The sequence below is a fragment of the Shewanella vaxholmensis genome (assembly GCF_031932135.1).
In the GTDB taxonomy this organism is placed as follows: Bacteria; Pseudomonadota; Gammaproteobacteria; order Enterobacterales; family Shewanellaceae; genus Shewanella; species Shewanella hafniensis.
Genome location: NZ_JAUOEV010000013.1, coordinates 42897 through 61595, shown reverse-complemented (window position 1 = coordinate 61595; position 18699 = coordinate 42897). Strand labels below are relative to the sequence as shown.

General features: G+C 44.2%; 20 protein-coding genes. 10 read left to right on the top strand and 10 right to left on the bottom strand.

What is annotated here, in order from left to right:
- Positions 1 to 252 precede the first annotated feature (252 nt).
- Positions 253 to 867, bottom strand: coding sequence for a class I SAM-dependent methyltransferase (locus Q4Q46_RS12585; protein WP_311906100.1), 615 nt, complete (start codon positions 865 to 867; stop codon positions 253 to 255).
- 101 nt (positions 868 to 968) lie between these two features.
- Between Q4Q46_RS12585 and Q4Q46_RS12580 the strand changes: the two genes are divergently transcribed.
- From Q4Q46_RS12580 to Q4Q46_RS12560, 5 genes are all read left to right on the top strand, one after another.
- A complete protein-coding gene (locus Q4Q46_RS12580) occupies positions 969 to 1520 on the top strand; it encodes an LON peptidase substrate-binding domain-containing protein (protein ID WP_311900439.1) in 552 nt (183 codons plus the stop codon).
- A 145-nt stretch (positions 1521 to 1665) separates the two neighbouring features.
- Entirely contained in the window at positions 1666 to 2328 is a 663-nt protein-coding gene (locus Q4Q46_RS12575) for a sigma-70 family RNA polymerase sigma factor (RefSeq protein ID WP_220777787.1), read from the top strand.
- Complete coding sequence (locus tag Q4Q46_RS12570) at positions 2321 to 3052, top strand: ChrR family anti-sigma-E factor (RefSeq protein WP_311906099.1); 732 nt, start codon at positions 2321 to 2323, stop codon at positions 3050 to 3052. The genes Q4Q46_RS12575 and Q4Q46_RS12570 overlap by 8 nt, the downstream gene beginning before the upstream one ends.
- A 791-nt stretch (positions 3053 to 3843) precedes the next feature.
- The gene (locus Q4Q46_RS12565; protein WP_006082106.1) at positions 3844 to 4017 is read left to right on the top strand and encodes a hypothetical protein; all 174 of its coding nucleotides are present in this window, start codon (positions 3844 to 3846) and stop codon (positions 4015 to 4017) included.
- 300 nt (positions 4018 to 4317) lie between these two features.
- Entirely contained in the window at positions 4318 to 4578 is a 261-nt protein-coding gene (locus tag Q4Q46_RS12560; protein ID WP_220590521.1) for a hypothetical protein, read from the top strand.
- Between the two features lie 182 nt (positions 4579 to 4760).
- Here the strand turns inward: Q4Q46_RS12560 and Q4Q46_RS12555 are convergent, their stop codons facing one another.
- The 4 genes from Q4Q46_RS12555 to Q4Q46_RS12540 form a co-directional block, all read right to left on the bottom strand.
- Entirely contained in the window at positions 4761 to 6233 is a 1473-nt protein-coding gene (locus Q4Q46_RS12555; protein ID WP_311906098.1) for a nicotinate phosphoribosyltransferase, read from the bottom strand.
- 10 nt (positions 6234 to 6243) lie between these two features.
- Positions 6244 to 7149, bottom strand: a complete 906-nt coding sequence (gene prs, locus Q4Q46_RS12550) for a ribose-phosphate diphosphokinase (protein ID WP_311906097.1) — start codon at positions 7147 to 7149, stop codon at positions 6244 to 6246.
- A 283-nt stretch (positions 7150 to 7432) separates the two neighbouring features.
- On the bottom strand, positions 7433 to 8146 hold the full coding sequence (locus Q4Q46_RS12545) for an NrtR DNA-binding winged helix domain-containing protein (protein ID WP_261273826.1): 714 nt from the start codon (positions 8144 to 8146) through the stop codon (positions 7433 to 7435).
- Positions 8147 to 8207: 61 nt separating this feature from the next.
- Positions 8208 to 9257, bottom strand: a complete 1050-nt coding sequence (locus Q4Q46_RS12540) for a pyridoxal-phosphate dependent enzyme (RefSeq protein ID WP_311906096.1) — start codon at positions 9255 to 9257, stop codon at positions 8208 to 8210.
- 285 nt (positions 9258 to 9542) lie between these two features.
- On the opposite strand from Q4Q46_RS12540, the gene Q4Q46_RS12535 reads away from it, so the two are divergent.
- On the top strand, positions 9543 to 9950 hold the full coding sequence (locus Q4Q46_RS12535; RefSeq protein WP_006086172.1) for a YccF domain-containing protein: 408 nt from the start codon (positions 9543 to 9545) through the stop codon (positions 9948 to 9950).
- A 30-nt stretch (positions 9951 to 9980) separates the two neighbouring features.
- Here the strand turns inward: Q4Q46_RS12535 and Q4Q46_RS12530 are convergent, their stop codons facing one another.
- The 3 genes from Q4Q46_RS12530 to Q4Q46_RS12520 all read right to left on the bottom strand — a co-directional run bounded on the left by Q4Q46_RS12530 (position 9981) and on the right by Q4Q46_RS12520 (position 12856).
- Positions 9981 to 10910 (bottom strand): alpha/beta fold hydrolase, encoded by a 930-nt coding sequence (locus Q4Q46_RS12530; protein WP_371824895.1) that lies wholly within the window; start codon positions 10908 to 10910, stop codon positions 9981 to 9983.
- Positions 10907 to 11935, bottom strand: coding sequence for a M14 family zinc carboxypeptidase (locus Q4Q46_RS12525; RefSeq protein ID WP_311906095.1), 1029 nt, complete (start codon positions 11933 to 11935; stop codon positions 10907 to 10909). Before Q4Q46_RS12525 ends, Q4Q46_RS12530 begins: the two co-directional genes overlap by 4 nt.
- Positions 11936 to 12109: 174 nt before the next feature.
- Positions 12110 to 12856 carry a substrate-binding periplasmic protein gene (locus Q4Q46_RS12520; RefSeq protein WP_311906094.1) on the bottom strand — a complete coding sequence of 249 codons (747 nt, stop codon included), beginning with the start codon at positions 12854 to 12856 and terminating at the stop codon, positions 12110 to 12112.
- A 270-nt stretch (positions 12857 to 13126) separates the two neighbouring features.
- Here Q4Q46_RS12520 and Q4Q46_RS12515 point away from each other — a divergent pair, with 270 nt between their 5' ends.
- Positions 13127 to 13399, top strand: a complete 273-nt coding sequence (locus Q4Q46_RS12515; protein ID WP_311906093.1) for a PGPGW domain-containing protein — start codon at positions 13127 to 13129, stop codon at positions 13397 to 13399.
- A 101-nt stretch (positions 13400 to 13500) separates the two neighbouring features.
- Here the strand turns inward: Q4Q46_RS12515 and Q4Q46_RS12510 are convergent, their stop codons facing one another.
- Together Q4Q46_RS12510 and Q4Q46_RS12505 are read right to left on the bottom strand one after the other, a co-directional pair.
- The gene (locus Q4Q46_RS12510) at positions 13501 to 15213 is read right to left on the bottom strand and encodes an AMP-binding protein (RefSeq protein WP_311906092.1); all 1713 of its coding nucleotides are present in this window, start codon (positions 15211 to 15213) and stop codon (positions 13501 to 13503) included.
- Positions 15214 to 15352: 139 nt separating this feature from the next.
- The gene (locus Q4Q46_RS12505; protein WP_006082114.1) at positions 15353 to 15733 is read right to left on the bottom strand and encodes a DUF6508 domain-containing protein; all 381 of its coding nucleotides are present in this window, start codon (positions 15731 to 15733) and stop codon (positions 15353 to 15355) included.
- A gap of 277 nt (positions 15734 to 16010) precedes the next feature.
- Between Q4Q46_RS12505 and Q4Q46_RS12500 the strand changes: the two genes are divergently transcribed.
- The 3 genes from Q4Q46_RS12500 to Q4Q46_RS12490 all read left to right on the top strand — a co-directional run bounded on the left by Q4Q46_RS12500 (position 16011) and on the right by Q4Q46_RS12490 (position 18671).
- A complete protein-coding gene (locus Q4Q46_RS12500; protein WP_311906091.1) occupies positions 16011 to 16472 on the top strand; it encodes an EVE domain-containing protein in 462 nt (153 codons plus the stop codon).
- A gap of 88 nt (positions 16473 to 16560) precedes the next feature.
- Positions 16561 to 16905 carry a hypothetical protein gene (locus tag Q4Q46_RS12495; protein WP_106650843.1) on the top strand — a complete coding sequence of 115 codons (345 nt, stop codon included), beginning with the start codon at positions 16561 to 16563 and terminating at the stop codon, positions 16903 to 16905.
- Positions 16906 to 17420: 515 nt separating this feature from the next.
- On the top strand, positions 17421 to 18671 hold the full coding sequence (locus Q4Q46_RS12490; RefSeq protein WP_311906090.1) for a hypothetical protein: 1251 nt from the start codon (positions 17421 to 17423) through the stop codon (positions 18669 to 18671).
- The last annotated feature ends 28 nt before the right edge of the window (positions 18672 to 18699 follow it).

Sequence of the window (18699 nt, the reverse complement as noted above, 5' to 3'; positions counted from 1 at the left end):
TAGCGGTAAACTTCCATGAAGAACCATGCCGAGGTGCTATTTTATCTAAAAATTACAACCACTCTCGCAAAATTACGTCGCTAACTTGGTTTACTCCACCCCGAATATCAATGGCGCTGTCGGCTCATGTCTGTGCTCAAGCGGCGAAATAGCCAAAACATTTGGCTTTGGCATAAGTGTGAATATTAGCAAAAGCGCGAATATTCAACCCATTCAAAACGCATATTCAATTTAGGTCAGCGACACTGTCGCCTAACGCTGCACTTTCTGGGCAAGCACCATGCCCGCAAGATCCAAGGCATTTCTGTCGCAGATTATCTCAAACCCCGATTGACGCAGCACAAGTAACAACTCGCGGTGATTAAACCGATTTTGCTGTGGATGCTCAAATAAGCGTCGGCTTAATGGATTACAAATCGCCGCGCGATATAAATCCTCTATCACAAAGTAACCGTTTGGTTTCAGTACCCTTGCAACATCCTTAATGGCCGCCTGCCAATCTGGAATATGGTGGAATACGGCAAAATCAAACACCATATCAAACTCGCCATCGGCAAAGGGAAGACTAGAAGCATCGGCAACCGAGAAACTCAGCCCTTTTAAGCCCTGCGGCCGAGCTTGCCAACGGGACTGTGCCGCTGCAACCATTTCGGGGTCGATATCCACGGCCGTGATATGTCCTGCGCCAAAATGCTCGCGGATCAACTGAATACCATTACCAAACCCACAGCCGATTTCTAATGCACGCTCGCAGCGGGCCATAGGTTTAGGCATCATAGAAGTCAGTAAAGGCGCTTCGAGATGATTTTGTAGCCAAAAACGTATTGGATGCTGAACGAGCTTTTTTTCAAATGGATTTAATTTCATGCCATCCTCTAAATATGGGTAAACTATTGTTGAATAATTTTACTGATCGAACTGCCACTATGGTACGTAATGATAGGAACATAAGTTCACCAGAGGCCACGATGAAATTACCTCTTTTCCCACTACCCATTTGTTTATTGCCCGAAGGTTACACACAACTGCGGGTATTCGAACCTAGATATAAGCGTTTAGTCGCCGAATCGTTAAAGTCAGGCGAAGGATTCGGCTTATGTATGCTCGAAGAGGATGGTAAAACTATTCAGCCCATAGGCACCTTAGTGCATATTATTGATTTTGAAACCCTACCCGATGGCTTTTTAGGGATCAGTATTCAAGGTGCGCAGCGCTTTAAACTCAATGAAATCCGTGTCGAAGACGATGGATTAAAGCGCGGCGATGTTAGCTTTATCGACAATTGGCCTGCTGTACGTATTGCGACCGATGAGCGTTACTTGAGCCAAATGTTACAAAATATCATCAAGGAATATCCGCAACATCTCAAGCACTACCAAGCGGAACAGTTCGAGGATATTGCTTGGGTCTGCCAACGCTGGCTAGAAATATTACCCGTGCAAGCCTCCGAAAAGTACACCTGCATTAATGCCTTAGATCATATTATGACCCGAGACCTATTGAGAGCCGTGATAAAATAGCCCTGTGAATGATCCTTTATTTAAGCCAGTCCGTATTGATTGATAGTTTGACAGTAAAACTGGGCTCAGAAACGAATCAAGCCTCTCAATGTTGTCGTTACTGATGTCAACATCAGGACTAACGACTGTGATAAGAGCGAAAATAATGGAAAATATTCAATCACAAAGCAGGCAAAATCGGTATCATGGCCCTATCACGTCTCTGACTCATTCGGCTATGGATAACGACATTCCCGCTGTTAAAACCTGCGAGCCTCAAGCAGATGCTTTAATCACGTTCATGCTTCAAGTAGCAGATAAGCGTGATAGAGCCGCCTTTGGGCACTTATTCCAGCATTTTATGCCCAAGATCCGCGCCTTTGGTTTGCAAAGACTGAATCAACAAGGCTTAGCCATGGATTTAGTTCAAGAAACTATGACCAGCGTGTGGACTAAGGCCCACCTGTACAATGCTGAAAAAGGCTCAGTGACAACTTGGGTGTTTACCATAATGCGTAATCAGTGTTTCGATATGCTGAGACGAGTACAACACAATAAAGAAGATACCTTTGGCGATGATATTTGGCCATTGTGCGATGCAACCATGGCTCAAGACACACTCACTGATCATAAATTGACGGCGAAACTCCTCCAACATCTTGATGCCCTTCCCCTCGCGCAACGACAAGTCGTGCAAGGTATTTACATGCAAGAACTCACTCAACAAGAGTTAGCCGATGCCCTCAAGGTGCCAATAGGGACCATAAAGTCACGATTAAGACTCGGGCTAGAAAAGTTGAAAAGTTTCTTGGAGACACACAATGATTAAGCATCATCCCCAACAAGAATTACTCGTGAGCCATGCGAATGGGGACTTACCTTTGTCGATGGCCATCGCGGTATCAGCACATTGCGCGTTATGTGAGACGTGTCGTGAGCAACTTGCCCTATTAACAGAGCAAGCCGCCAATTTGGCTTTAAATCAAGATGATGCTCATGCTGTAAAGCATACTGATAAAGCGACGATTCACACTGCGATTCACACTGCACATATTGCTGAAAACACTCAAGCTACTAATGTACCAGTGATGGATATTGACGCTATGCTGGCGCAAATCATGGCTCAGCCTGCGGCAACGGATGTGCCTAATAATGCTCCTCTAAATATTCAAGTTAAACAACAGCATTACACAGTACCGTCGGTATTTCGCCAGCATTTGGCTCGTCCTTGGCAGATCCTAGGCAAAGTCAGTCGCATGCGTTTTGATGTCGATGAAATGAACACTCGCGCGAGCTTGTTACACATAGATGCCCAAGGTGAAATCCCGCAACATACCCACAAAGGTTATGAACTAACACTATTACTGGCTGGAGAGTTTTCGGATCTTAATGGTGACTATGTGCCAGGTGATTTTATTGTGCTCGATAGCCAACATCACCACTCACCAAAAACCGTTGACGGTTGTTTATGCTACACAGTGTTAGATGCGCCACTGCATTTTACCAAAGGCCTAAGCAAGCTGCTTAACCCCATAGGTGAACTGATTTATTAAGCCTACTGCCTGCGCTGTAGCGTGACTTATTTATTCAATTTTTTTAGATGAATCCGTTGCTAAATTATCAGTTACGAAATAAGCCATTAATCCCATTGAAATAACCTATTTCAGTGGGATTTTTGTTCTATTTTTGCGAGATTTTTTGTTCTATTTTGCGAGAATTTTTAATTCAATTTGCTAGTAGTAGCTGCATTCTATTTGCCTAAAAAGCCGCATTATGGACACACTGCATTACCGCTAAATACAAGATAAGAACATAACTTATGCCAAGCTTTATTCTTTAAATCAAATAAATAGCCAGAAACAATTCACGTTAACCCAACATTAATCAACAAATAATCACATTGAATAAAAATTAAACTTGCATAAGCTATTTATATTGATATACTGCACATCGTTTTGAGATACACCTTGTTGTTTACCTTTTTAAACCAGCCTGACTATTAGCAATCAGAGTTCGGTCCTCATAAAGAAAGCCTACTACAAGCAAAACCCCATAAGCTCAAGCATTCGATACCACTAAAATCATGTGGTTATGTCTGTGAACTTACTGTTCTCCACACTGTCATAGTATTGTCATTAAGCTATGGTCAACTGGCAGAATCAAGTTAGTCCATTGGCATAATCGACAGCATGTATTATTTATCGATTAAGCATCTCTTGATTAATGAATCAAAGATGGGGTAACCTCGATACTCAATAGAACGAATCTTTCGCAAATTGCTAAGGATATTTTATAGTTACAACTATCTCACCTATGGGTGAATTAACAAAAAGGAGTGTGGCATATGTCATACAAAATTAATGGACATGAAATTACAGTGAACTTCCCTGTAGATTCAATCTCAGTAAATAAAACCTCAATTGCTTTTACCGATCGTCAAGGTAAAAACAGACAGACTTTTTCAAAACGTACAGAAGCCATCAGCTTTATGAAATGGTTATTGTCCGCAAACAAATAAGTCAAAAAATAAATTAGACGATAAGTTAGAAATAAGTACTGTAATACCCCGTTTGCTCAAGTGTATTTAATCGGTTTCCATTCTCTTCGCAGTACCGAACACTTAAGTAAACTGATAGCCGAATGTCACGAACACGCTATCCTTTTTTACGTCATCATGACGAACACATTTGGTTCAGGCTGTATCTCTCTCACACAGATACCTGCCGAACCAAATGAGTCAAATCCAGCTTAGATCACCCACTTCCACTGCAGCATCCGCTAATATTCATTCCCATGAATACTGTTAAGTACCTCTTCTATGCCAAAACCCAATACCCAAATCGCCATGCAAAGCTTGATAAACCAGATCAAAGCGACTATTCCACTCAACTTAGAAGAAGCACAATTGTGCCAGGGACAATGTTTAGGTTGTTCGAAAAAAATGCTTGAAATGCTCGATGCAGAAATCAGCTATTGGCAATATTCAGATGCGATACCCAGCCTAAAAGATTTAAAAAACCTCGAAAAGATAGGCCAACGTACCTATAAAATCCTTAAGCGAAACCAGTTGCTGCCTTAATCGCTTGTATTTGCATTTAACTATTGATGGGGCGTTTTACTTATACGACTGAACATAAATTCATAACTGAACTGAACTGAACTGAACTGAACTGAACTGACAATATGATCCTGATAGAAATCACATTGCCAGTTTTATCTTAGCTATTGTCTATAGCCGTTAAAAATTACAACTCTATAGGCTCAACGTCTGGACTCTGCCAACCTTGCGCGAATATCTGCCAAAGAATATTCAGTTAAGAGTTCACCATCGGCAAATACGGGGACAAACTCGCAATTGTTAACATCTTGCCAGCTCGCTTGATCTTTAAGATAAAATTGCCCTTGCTCATCTTTAAACACCGCAACCAGTCCCTTAGCTGATTTTTTAGTACCGTCATCGGTTTTAGGATCTTTAAATATTTCTCTGTCTTTACCATCAACTTTCGCAAAGGTCGCTTTCACCGCGTAACCGTCGGTATCTCGGGTCACGTGTTGATAGGTAAAACTGCCAATCCCAAACACAATATTGGTTGACGCAAAACCTTTGGCCTTTAAGCCGGCACAAATGGCTTCAGCCCGCTCAATGGTGATTGAATCGCCATAAATCAGTCCGACATGGCTATCGAGTAATTTGTAACCTTTTGCAGTTGTGCTGCCCCCAAAGACATCCCACAAACACTCGATAGCGCCTTTATACTCAGGGCTCCCCACAGCTGCTTGTGGATCACCACAAATGATCTTCACCGGACAACCCGTATCAGGCCTAAACACCACTTTGCCCTCACGCGCAAGAATACGGTCTTTTAAGGCAACGGTGAACTCTGTCATCACCTGCCAAAAATCCCAAGAATCAGAAACGATACTGACAATGCCGCTAGGATAAATATCTTCAATCAGACGGCGGAACGTCTCTAATTCATTCTCCATACCACCCGCACACATCACACTGTGCTCCGTTGCGGCCACACTGCCACCGACAAGTTCATGATCACTATCGGCACGGTAATATTGCTCAAGAAAATCAATCGCGGGAATGGTATCTGTACCCGTAAAACTGAGTAAATGGGCGGCGCCGCTCATTACCGCAGCCTCTGCACCATACATGCCGCGGAAACTAAAATCATGGCCCTGCCAATCAACAAATGCGATGTCACCATCGGTTTCTAGCGCGTAAGTCTCAAATATTTTGCGGTATTGCAGCGCGGTTGTAGCACTGGTACACATACCCCACACATTCGCGGAAAGGATGGTTTCGAGGTAATTGGTCAACCAAAAGAACCGCTCATCGGTATTGTACAAAACCAAGCAAGGCACTTTTAGTGGATACACTGAGCCTTCAGGTAATGCCATGATTTTTACTGGTAAATAACCTAAATCATGCAACTCCTCAATATGCTGAGTACCGACATTATTTGGCCCGAGATAGTTATTGATACGGCGGGAGAATTGGCGAATGATCTGATCCTTGGGTTGTTGAAAGAAATCACGGTTCCAATTGTCGATCAAGAAATGCTTGATAAAATACTGCAAGCCAAAAAACACCATTTGGTCTGTATAACCACGACGGGATTTACGGGCGGTCAAGTTACTAAAAATCACTTGAGTATTATCGGGATACTGACGACGGTGGTCGACTTTGTAGCCATCAATGGCGGTAACGGGATTCAAGTACATAATATTTTCCTTAATGATTCATATAACTCAAAACAGCATGGCAATCACAGAACTCGCTCGAAATATGTGCAGGGACACCTAAACTATCGGTACAAAATAATCTGTCGATGCCCGCCTCGCGCAGAGCCGATTCGCTGGCCTTATCTTCATAATGTGACACGATCAAAATGACGCTTTGGGCCCCCTTTTGCTTTAACTTGATGGCAAGTTCGATAAAGGTTCTGCCACCAGCACAAATGTCATCGACGATTAAGCAGGTTTTGCCCGATAAATCATCACAGAACACTTCAGTAGCGATAATATGACCATTGACCACATCACGATGCTTATCGGCCCTGATCACCGGCATTCCCTGTAACGCTTTAGCTAAGCCGAATACTTTCTTATTCGCCCCCGCATCGGGTGAGACTAACACTAGCTCACCCGATAATTGAGCTGCAATCGCGGCGACAAAGCTGTGGTTGTCAATAACTTGCACTCGGTCTAACAATGCGGCGGTGACATCGCTGTGCGGGTCAAAAATGCTGACTGAAGCATATTGCTGCTGATTAATCAGGCTGGCATAGACTTTTACCGATAAGGCCTCGCCCACATTACACACTCTATCTTGGCGGGCGCCCGGCATATAAGGCAGTAACAGATCGATTTGCTCTGCACCGCTGCGGCGTAATGCATCAGTTAACAACAAGAGCTGCATGATGGAATGATCGCCACGATAGCCGAAGAAAAGTGTGACGCGTTTCGCTGGAGGAACCAGTAGTTGAACATGATTCTCCCCCGCGCCAAATTGAAATAAACGGTAATGAGCCTCATCACTAGCTGCGGGTAACTGATAAAAATCGGCTTGCAGTTGTTGAGTGTTAACTGTGCCTTGATACGCTTGAATGCTTTTAGATGCTTGAATACGTTGAGACATACTAACCTCCTGTCTATGGCAAGATTACCGCAATTAACGGCGCCCTTGTTGTCTACAGAACCAATAGTGTCTTAAAGACATTATTATGTAAAGTTGATTTTTAGACTATTTATGACGAAATAAAAGCCATTGATATACCTAAATTGCATATAGTGTCCTTTAGACACTATATGCAATTTAGGTAACTGAATAGGAAAAAAGCTGTTGAGTAATATCAAAATCTAAAACATAAGCAGTTGTCATTAGCCCCATGAAAACGCGTTTCAATCTGCAACGACTTTGATCAACATTCTAAATTTCTTAAGAATCGGTACGATGCGGTATCGGGTTTCAAGCGGTATAAATTCGCAGGACGCCCCCGTTCAGTGCGCTTTAATCCGGTATCGATCAATAAATCGGCCTGTTCAACCCGCCGACGAAAAGATTTACCTTGGATAGGCTTACCCAGTAAAACTTCATGTACATGCTGCAGTTCTGGCAAGGTAAAAGGTTCAGACAGTGCAAAGCCTGGCACTAAAGAATATAAGGCTTTCTGTGTTAAGCGTTCCCGCGCTTGCTCAATTAACTGCAGATGATCAAACGCTAAGGTCATCTTTAACACATCCTCTAATGGCCACCACTTAGCATCACTCACTGAATCAATCTGGATTTGGCAGGCTTGATAACTCATCAAGGCGGTGTAACACACTGTCACCGACCAACCTCTCACATCGCGACAGCTATTACCCACAGTGCAAAGCTGCTCAATATAAGGTGGCACTACCGCGGTTTTCTCATGCAGTTTACGTAATACGGTTTGTTCTAAGGATTGATCGCAATTTTCATCGATAAAGCCTCCGGGTAATCCCCACAAACCTAAAAAAGGATGGTTTGAACGTTGCACTAAGAGTACTTTAAGCTGCTGATCATGGTAGGTAAACAATACGGCATCCACTGTCAGTAGCTGAGCCTTGAAAGCCTTAGGATCGTAATTGGCAAGATATTCCGCTTCAGTCATGAGTATTCCCCATCATTCAATATCATAAGCTTAACTTAGGCATGACACAGCTTCAAACACATTATGTCTTAGCGTCACTAAGTAAATATCCTGCACCGTGAGCATAGCTACTTTGGCCAAATTTACGCTGATAACGCGGCAACATAGTCTCGTTCCCCAATAATCCGCCTTGATGCAAATACATCACATGACCTGGTTCACTACGCTGTAAATAATCCTCAAGCACAATAAAACCTAAGGGATCGTAGAGTAATTCAAATTGAATACCTGAGGCACAAACGCGCTGCCACATGGCATAGAATTCAGGGTAGAGTTTACCAAAGTGATATTTTTTGCCGACATTCACTATCTGTGGATGCTCGAGAGTATTTGGATTAAGCATAGAGAATTGCAAACGTAAATAATCATCGCCGCCCACCACGGCGCAAGTCACGACACGAATCGCCGTTTGCTGACGAATAAAGTACTGATTTAAAAATAACGCCGTCGTCCCCGTCCCCGACGGTAAAAATACCGTTAAATCGACTAAATCATTCGCCTGCGCAAATTGCACTATTTCTTGCGCTAATACATTTACCCCGTATTCAGCGTAGGAACAACGCCCGCCCTCTGGGATAAAAAGCGCCGTCGGCTCATTCGCGAGTACCTGAGTCTCAATATACTCTTGGCAACTCAGTCGCGCACTACCCGTTTGCAAAGCAGGTTCACAACTAACGTTGTGGCCAGATAAAACCTGAGGTTCACCCTGCGACTGAGTAAACGCCAGCTTTTGCGCCATTAACTCACTTAAGTCGATAATATTGGCGCCATTTGCCAATGCCGCAGCGTAATTCCCCGTGGGATGCTTAACAATCTGGCTGGCAATATGGTCAACATAAAAATCACACTGCCAGCCTTTCATCTTGGCCAATGTAGATAGGGAATACAAAGAGTTTGCTAAGGGTGAGCCATGACCTATCACCTTGTTGATGCCTGCAAACTCATGATCTAAAAAGTAGCCGAATTTACGCGCTTTATTGCCGCTAAACGCTGGATGCAATAAATCATCACGTTTTAGAAATATTTCTCGACCAGCAAAGGCAAAAATATCGACGGGGGAATTTGCAAACATCAGGCTACTCAAACGATTAAATACTCAGGCTTTTAAGCCATTGGATGGAATGGCTAGTGTAACGCCGCCTTTGCTCTTCTGCTCTTAAGAAATTAGCAATTTAGCGAAGAATTAGTAAAAATCACAAATGAAGCTTAAACAGGCGGATGTAAGATATTGATTTTTGAAAATAAAATAATTGGCACGTTTCTCGCTTAGTCATTGGCATATATTCAGTTTATCAAAGCTAACAGCATTCATTACAGCTAACGATAATGGCTAAAAAAGTAACATAAGGAGTTTTCAATGGCAGTATTACGCTTAATATTCAACATAGCTTGGTTTGTGCTCGGTGGATTTGTAATGGGACTCGCTTGGTGGCTCGCAGGTATCCTGTGTTTTATCAGCATTATTGGTATTCCCTTTGGCCGCGCCTGCTTTGTTATCGGTGAAATGACCTTCTGGCCCTTTGGTCAAGAACAAATCAGCCGTCGTCACTTAACCGGACGTGACGATTTAGGCACAGGTGCCCTAGGCATGGTGGGAAATATTATTTGGTTCTTGCTGTTTGGGATCTGGTTAGCCATAGGCCACCTGGTCCATGCCTTAGCCTGTTTTGTGACTATTATCGGTATTCCCTTTGGAATACAGCATCTTAAACTGGCATTACTCAGCCTAACACCGATAGGACAAACCGTCGTGGCTAAAGCCTAATCGGCAGTGAGTTATCCGTCTTAGCGCTGTTCATTGCCGATGATTTACTGTCGATGATTTACTGTGGAGAATGGATAGGGCTTTTTCATCCCACACTGAAAATATCGCCTCGTTAAAGGCCATTTCTTCCTCCAGTAAATCGTTGCAACTGTATTGAGTATGGACATATTGCGCATGGGCAGGTTCATCATCCTCTTGAACCTCAGTTTGCGACTTAGTCGGCGCCACAATTGCCAACAGATAATGTGCCAGTTTTGCAGGGGCATCAATGGCCGCATCATGGCCGCAATACGCTAATACTATCAAATCCGTGTGAAAGTGCTGTGCCAAGGCTTTGCTCGATGCCATGCTCACCAACGCATCACGGTCGCCACAGAGTACACTTATCGGCACTTCCACGGTCAATGGACACTGATATTGAAAAGCCGCCCACAGTTGCCGCCAGGCGTTACGAATAGTTGGCGACGATTGGCGGCGAAATTCACTCCATTCGGCAATTAAACTGCAGTCTCGCCGATGACGAAAACTGGTTAAACGCACTATCGTCGACTCGATGGGATGTAAGGCTTTACCTCGAGCCCGCAAGAAAAACGCCTTCAATGCATTCAGTGGATTAAATCTTTGATACCAAGCCGATAAATTAGCCGCACTGCTGTTTAGTACAAATACATGCCTTATCTGCCAAGGTCGCTGACGCGCCATTTCCAGTGCCAACATACCGCCCATAGACAAACCGAGAAGGTAAATGCCTTCTCCTTCTTGTACCTGCTCATCCAATTGCTGCCACACTGCATGGGCATAGTCAGCAATCTTAAGCGGACTGGCCTCGGTTGATAGCGTTCCATTGCCCGGCAAGTCAGGAGTCAGTACTCGCAGCCCCTTTTGTCGCAGTCGCTGATCGAAGCCATTCCAGTGGCGCTGATCACGCATTAATCCCCGCAATAACACCCAAGTTGTCATGACTGTGGCTCCCGATACCAATACTGCCGCGCGCACTCAGTGAGTTCAGCCAAACGTTCAGGCGTTAACTGCTCTAACGATTGGGCGTAGGCCGCTTCCATCATAAATTGCATCAGCACTGTGTGCCTGCGTAAAATTCTGTGATGACGATGTGTTTTCTGCGGATTGAAAAAACCTGCAAAATTAAATATTTGTCTGGGATTTTTCTTAATCCAAGCCCAGGATCCCATCTCTAATGTCAAAGGCAGAAACGGTACCTGCGCATGGGGATCGGCCACTTGATGTTGGCGATAGAGGTAATCCCAAATATCCCCATGGGTGCGATAAAACTGACTCTGGGGTGCGAGCCGATAATGGCCATGATGGGGATAACTCTGTTCAAATAATTGTTTTAGATGAAAAATATAATTGGCATTTTCGAAGGCGGTACGCGTATGGGCGTAGGGGAACCAAATATGATCACTCAAGCCAAAGCCTGAGTGAGCATCGAGGGAAATCAAACTAGTGCTGCGGCTCAGCAATTGCTGTACATAGGCAACTAAGCCAGTAGTTTCAAGCTCCATTCCCCCCATGCCGCGATACCAAGGCAGCCGCGACGATATCCGCTGCCCTCCCACCATAAAGGAGACTTTTTCGCTGGATTCTATCGGGGCGTTACGCATCAAATCCACTTGATTGCCATTACCCCGCGTTCCCATAAATAAACCAACGGGATTCACCACAGGCACAAAAGCTAACCGCACGCCCGTTAACATCTGTTGTAGATGTTTATCCCACACCAGCCGCTGCAACAAACTGTTCAGCAATGCCAAGATGACTTGAGAGCCAATACGTTCAACCCCATGCACGCCGCCCACAAAGAGTACTGTCGGACAGGGCTTATCTCCCCCGCCCAGTTCAACACTGTAGAGAGGAAAATGTTCGTGACGAAATGGGATGTCGGCAAGAATTTGATACTGCAACTTAAGATGATGAGTATCAATGAGTTGTTGCAGCGTATCTAACTCAAAGGGAAGTTTATTCATGTCACCTTAAACAATAAAATGAGAAAGCAACTCATGCCGTTAAGGTGATGCTAATAGTGAACAAAGACAGAATGATGACAAGCGGAATATCTGATGTAATTTTGAGAGGAATTGGCTGAAAATAGAGGAAAAAATAAGGGGTAGAATAGAGAGTTCACTAACCTAAATCATGCATTAGTCTTCACGATACAGTAGCTCTCCGATGATGGTTTCGACGTCTATTTGCGCCAAGCCTTGGTCGAAAATATCCCGCCAACGTCTGCCTTCTTCGGTATTACGAAACGCGATATAAAGCTGCTTATTCGCTAAAATTTGGCGGTTGATTTGCAGTTTGTCCGCCAGCGGTTGTAAAGGCTTTTGCTTAAGTAAATAGTGCAGCACGTTGACATCGATTACCGCCGCATCAATACGGCCGGCGGCCACTTTCTTAATATTGTGCTCATCTGAAGTAACGGCTTCAGTCGGCTGAACGCCTGTGGAAATCATGCGATCTAACGCCTGAGTATTCACATAATCTTTCACCACACCTAAGGTATAGCGATTCAGATCTTCGACATAATTCCAACTCACAGGATGGGCTTTTTGCTCCACCAGTCCCAAAGGACCGTCGCCAATCGATTTAGAAAAAACAAACTTTTCAGTCTCAAAGTAATACTCAGGGAAATAACCCAGATAGTCAGAATTAGGCATACTGGCGAGCTTTACAGCGCGGCTCCATGGGTAAAAATCCACTTCTAATTGGTGCCCCATCACTTTGAGCGCCGCCCGTGCCACAGCAATACTCGCGCCCTGCTCGGATAATTGCTGCCCAGAATAAGGCGGCCAAAGTAAGGATGTCAGCATTAAGGTATCCGCTTTCGCTGTGCTCAATCCCATGGAGGAAAGGCAACACGCAAGGAGCATTGAACGCCATCGAACCATTTGGGACTCCTTAGCCTGCAGAATGGATTGACTACTAAATCATCGACAAATTGAGCTTTAGTTTTTATCTGCCAAGATTTTTTCTCTGGTTTTAGTATAGCCATGAAGCCACTGCGGGGAAGTGAAGTTTTGTTACAATTAGGCTGACGACATAAGCTGCCAATAAATGAGCAAAGGATTAGACTGAAAACTGATATACAGTTAGCACACAACTGATAGTCAGCTGACAGTAGATCTTGATTCAATTAACTCACCATGAGGCCAACTCCTATGCGCAAAGTTACCTTTTTCAATCTCGCGCCGTCCTCCCATGCAAAAGGCGCGATAACTAAAGCAGGGATCACTGTGATTGGCGCAGCTTTAACCTTGCTCGGGCTGGTCTTTTTACTCTTACCTGGCCCAGGTTTACTCTTGTTCATCTTAGGGTTAGCGCTGCTCAGCACACAATATGCCTGGGCAAAGCTGGCGCTACGTCGCAGCCAGCGAAAGTTAACTCAAAGTGCGGCTTGGCTTGATGGCATGACTCGTCGACTCTTCCGTTAACTCGTTAACTTGTCGGTTAAACGACACCTATAGACTGAATAAAATTCAAGCCGCATTGTGCGGCTTGAAGTCAAAAAAGCAGGCTCGCCAAATCACATCACTTAAGCATTAATATCTTCATATAACTCTTGATACATCAGCTCGCGCATTTTGAATTTCTGAATTTTCCCCGTCACAGTCATTGGGTACTGATCCACAAACTTGATGTAACGCGGTACTTTAAAGTAGGCAAACTTCTCGGTGAGGAAATGGCGAATATCTTCCTCGGTAATCGTCGCGCCAGAGCGGACTTTAATCCAAGCACACACTTCCTCCCCGTATTTATCGCTTTGAACACCAAAGACCGCCGCATCCTGCACATCTTTATGGGTGTAAAGTTTCTCTTCAATCTCACGGGGATAGATATTCTCGCCACCGCGAATGATCATATCTTTAATGCGACCCACAATTTGCACATAACCTTGCTCATCCATTTGGCCGATATCGCCCGAATGTAGCCAACCCGCACTGTCTATGGTCGCCGCTGTTTTTTCTGGATCGTTCCAATAGCACTGCATTATGCAATATCCCCGACTACAGACTTCACCGGGTTGATTAATTGGTAACACTTCACCAAATTCATCGACAATTTTCACTTCGGTATGGGGCAAAGCACGGCCAACAGTGAGCACCCGTTTCTCAACTGGCGAATCGATTTCGGTAATATGATTGAGCGGACTGCACTCAGTCTGACCATAACCAATCAGTACTTCCTTCATATACATGAGATTTTGTACTCGGCGCATCACTTCTTCTGGGCAAGTAGCCCCCGCCATCACGCCGGTTCGTAAAGAACTCAAATCAAAACGCGTAAATTCAGGATGCTCAAGCTCGGCAATAAACATGGTCGGTACGCCATGTAAAGCGGTGCACCGCTCTTGTTCAACTACTTGCAATGTCGTCAAAGGATCGAAGGATTCGCCGGGGAATACAGCCGCTGCGCCTTTGGCTAAGCAGACTAAACTGCCGAGCACCATGCCAAAACAATGGTATAAGGGCACAGGAATACAGAGTTTATCGTGGCAGGTAAACTTCATCGCCTCTGCGACTAAATAACCATTATTCAAAATGTTATAGTGGGATAAGGTTGCACCTTTAGGGCTACCCGTAGTGCCAGAGGTAAACTGGATATTAATCGCATCATACGGGCTTAATGCTGTGCCGATCTTCTCGAGTGTTGCCTTATCATCGGCGGTCACATCGACGAGCAGGTCATCAAAATTCAACATACCGACGGATTTTTCAGCGCCCATGCGGATCACAAATTCGAGCTCAGGAACGGCCTTCGCCTGTAATTGACCAGCAGGGCAAGAAGTTAGTTCAGGTGCCAATTCGTATAACATTTCGAGGTAATTGCTGGATTTAAACTTGTCGGCACAAATTACCGCGCGGCAACCCACGTTACTCAGCGCATATTGCAATTCTTCAGGCCGATACGCAGGGTTAATACACACCATGATGGCGCCAATTTTAGCGGTCGCATATTGGGTTAAACACCACTCGATATTGTTAGGAGACCAAATACCCACCCTATCACCGGGCTGAATGCCAAGCTTCAATAACCCTGTGGCGAGCGCCTCTATTTGATCTAGATATTGGCGGTAGTTCCAGCGGATATGTTGATGATGTACGACAACGGCTAATTGGTCGGGATAGGTTGCCGCAATCTCATCAAGATATTGACCTATGGTTTTCTCAACGAGTTTCGGTGATAACTCGCCTCTAAACTCGCTGACGTTGAGCGGACTGATAACTTGGCTTGTTGGAACAGACATTAAGGCCTCCGTGCATTTATTATTATGATTAGCGAGGTCCAAACTAACCAATCCACGGATCATGTCACAAGCAAAAAAACACTTTATTAGACTAAAGAGTAAGATAATCGATTAGATAACAATCCATTAAAGTGCGGGGTTAGCGGCTGATAAATTCAAGATGAGTGCTCGACTTAGGCACATTTAAGCTTTGCAAGCGCTCAACAATGGCCAGTAAAATCCCTTGGCGGCGCATATTTTCTAATACGCCAGGACTAAAGACCTCAAGTCGCGTCATGGCGGTCAGCAGCAATTTGCATTGTGCTATGCTCGCTTCACGAATGTAGGCGGGTTTATCGACTAAGTAACTGTTGTTATACCAATAGTCCCAAGTGAAATTTGCCAATAACCAACCTTGGGTTGTCAGGTCATTAATAAATTCCAGCATCCGCTCATGGCTTAGGATCACATCACCCGCTGTAAAATCCTTAAGATATTTAGTGTATAAACCACAGTCGGACGTCATTGTTGAAGTTCCCATAACACACCTCACAGGTTTTGATTGCCACTGCTGCCACAACTTATAGGGCACCAATCACAAACCGAGATCGAATTTGACGCTTTGCCTTAGAAACGAGAATTTGCATAAGGCATACCAAATAAGATTGCTGCCCACAGGCTAAGCCACCTTATCTGAACCGAAACTTAATCAAACTCACAATGCTTGATCTGAGTGACGAACTGGGGTGTTCGATAAAATTAAGATAAACTCACGGATATTGAAGCGCTTAACGGCCACTATGAATTAAGGAAACCCAATGAACTACTGGCTTATGAAATCGGAACCCGACGAATTTAGCATAGATGATCTTAAGGCTTGCCCGAACCAAACCGAAGCTTGGCATGGAATACGTAACTATCAGGCGCGTAACTTTATGCGCGATGCGATGCAGATTGGCGACAAGGTATTTTTTTACCATTCAAGCTGCAAAGTACCCGGTATTGTCGGTATCGCAGAAGTCGTGACCAATGCGTATCCCGACAGCACGGCCTTCGATCCCGAATCAAAATATTTCGACCCTAAGTCAGATCCAACTAAACCAAGATGGTTACGAGTAGATATCCGCTTTGTCGAAAAATTTAACGATATTATCCCCTTAAGCTTGATTAAAAACCTGCCGCAATTAGCTGACATGTATTTAGTGACTAAGGGTTCAAGGCTAAGTATCCAACCTGTGACCGCCGAGCAATGGCAAGCTGTGCTAATGTTAACCCCTTGAGTTAGCATCTCAACGTAAAACGTTCAGCTAAGGTTCATTTAAGAGACTCTATTGTCACAGCATCGACTAAACACCTTTTGGAGCACAGATGAATAAATTCACGTCAATGGTTGTCGCAGGGCTAGTGCTCAGCTTAATGGCGCCTATCTCTGTTTTTGCTAAAGACGACCAAGAGCATAAACACCATAAAAATGATAAAGATTTACCACCGGGATTACAGAAAAAAGTTAACCGTGGTCAACCACTGCCACCCGGCTGGCAGAAAAAACTCCATCGTGGTGATGTGCTTGAGCATGATATTTATGACCGCGGCCGTATCATTGTGCCCTTAGACAAAGATGGGATTATTAGCATTCAAGTTGAAGGCGCATTGATCAAACTCGATAATAACAGCCGTAAAATCCTCGATATCGTCAATATTATTACCGAATAGTCACGCATAACATGTGCGAAATGGCTAATCACGGCAGTTTTATTAGCACGCCCAATTCTTATTAGGGCGTGCAAGCATTCAAAACCATGATGCTTGCACAGCTCGCTCCCTTATCTGAACTGCTATTTATCCCGCAATCGCTAGCGAATTAACGGCCGCAGTTACAATTAAGCAACATACTGATATTTATCATATCTTTACTCTCTGATGCTTGGTCACTCATGAGCTGAATGCTAGACTCAGCCAGTGCTAATATGTGTGTAAACTCAGATAAAACTTCTTCGGTGAGGTGAGACGTTATAGTCGAGACTGAAAACTAAGCTCCTGACATCGAAGTATTGATACCAAGTGCTCTGCATAAACTCATACGTATAATTTTGAGTAAGTTAAGCGTTATCAAAGCTCTCTTACAACTAAAGCAGCCAAAGCAGCGACTAATGCATAACCTTAACGCCACCCATAGCATATCTATTATTACTCTCCAATGACCGTAGACTGACGCTGGATTTTTGAAAATGAAACACACCTCACTTCAACGGGTTAAGCAGGCGATTATTGCGGGGTTCTGGGCTTCACTTGCCAGTATTTCTGTGGGTTTTCTTTTTAAGCTTTGGTTAGCACAATGGGTTGCCAAAGCCGATCTTGCGCTCTATCACACGGTTATCGATATCATCTCACTGTCGCTGATCCTGATGACAGGATTTCGCTCCTCTATGGTGGTGACCTACTCCCAGACCAAGCAAGATGTGGATATCACTAATATATTCCGCTACAGCTTAATTGCTATGGTGCTACTGACTTGGGGCTTAGTTTTGCCCTACATCAAACACAAACTTCAGCTCAATGTAGAATATTTTCAATTGGTTGGCATTATTTTGAGCATGGGGCTCAAAGTGTATTTTACCAATCAAATTGCTATGTACCGACTATACACCATCTCCAATCGAGTCACTTGGTTAGAGCCGCTCGCGCAAGTGACTAGCTTTTTCTTGTGTTTCTATGCGTTAAAACAAACGGCCATAGCGTCACTCTTTTACAGCATGACATTGTCATCGCTCATCGTTGCCTTATATATGTACTTAAAACGGCGCAAGGATATCGCCACTCCGCCCTTAAGTGCGGTGCATTTTGATACGGGTTTACGCAGTTTTATGAAGAAAAGCCTGACGGCGTCTATGGAGGCTGGCGCCAGTATCTTGATGATTTACATCACAGTACTGCTGACCATTGCCTATTTCAGCATAGATGAACTGGGTGATTTCCAAGTGGTGGTGCGGCCGATGATCACTTACCTCACCTTGCTGTTTGTCTTCCCCATCTACCGCTTTGTGCTGCCCGAAGTCGCGGTGTGTGTACGAGAAAAACGCTTTGACGAAGTCCAACAAATTAAGTCATGGCTGACTAAAGTTTCTTTGTGGATCAGCGGTATTTTTTTTGTCGTTATGGTCTTTGCGAGCAAGCCATTAGTCGCTTGGCTATTCCCCGAGCAATACATAAAAGCGGCCCCAGTATTAATGCATTTCTCCATGTTTTTTATATTCATGATGCTCAATGGCTATCAGTTGGCCTATATCAAAGCTCACGGCTATTTTACCCAAAGCCTGCTCATTCGCCTCGCCGGTATCGCAGTGCTAGTGGGTACTTTCTACGCTTATCGCCTATATACCGAGAATGTCGTCGCAGTGATTTTAGCCTTGGGCACAGGCTATTTGATGATGTATCTGATATCAAAAATTATAGAGAGGAAGATAAAATTAATGACATGAGTAATGATGTATCAATTTAAAAATAGCC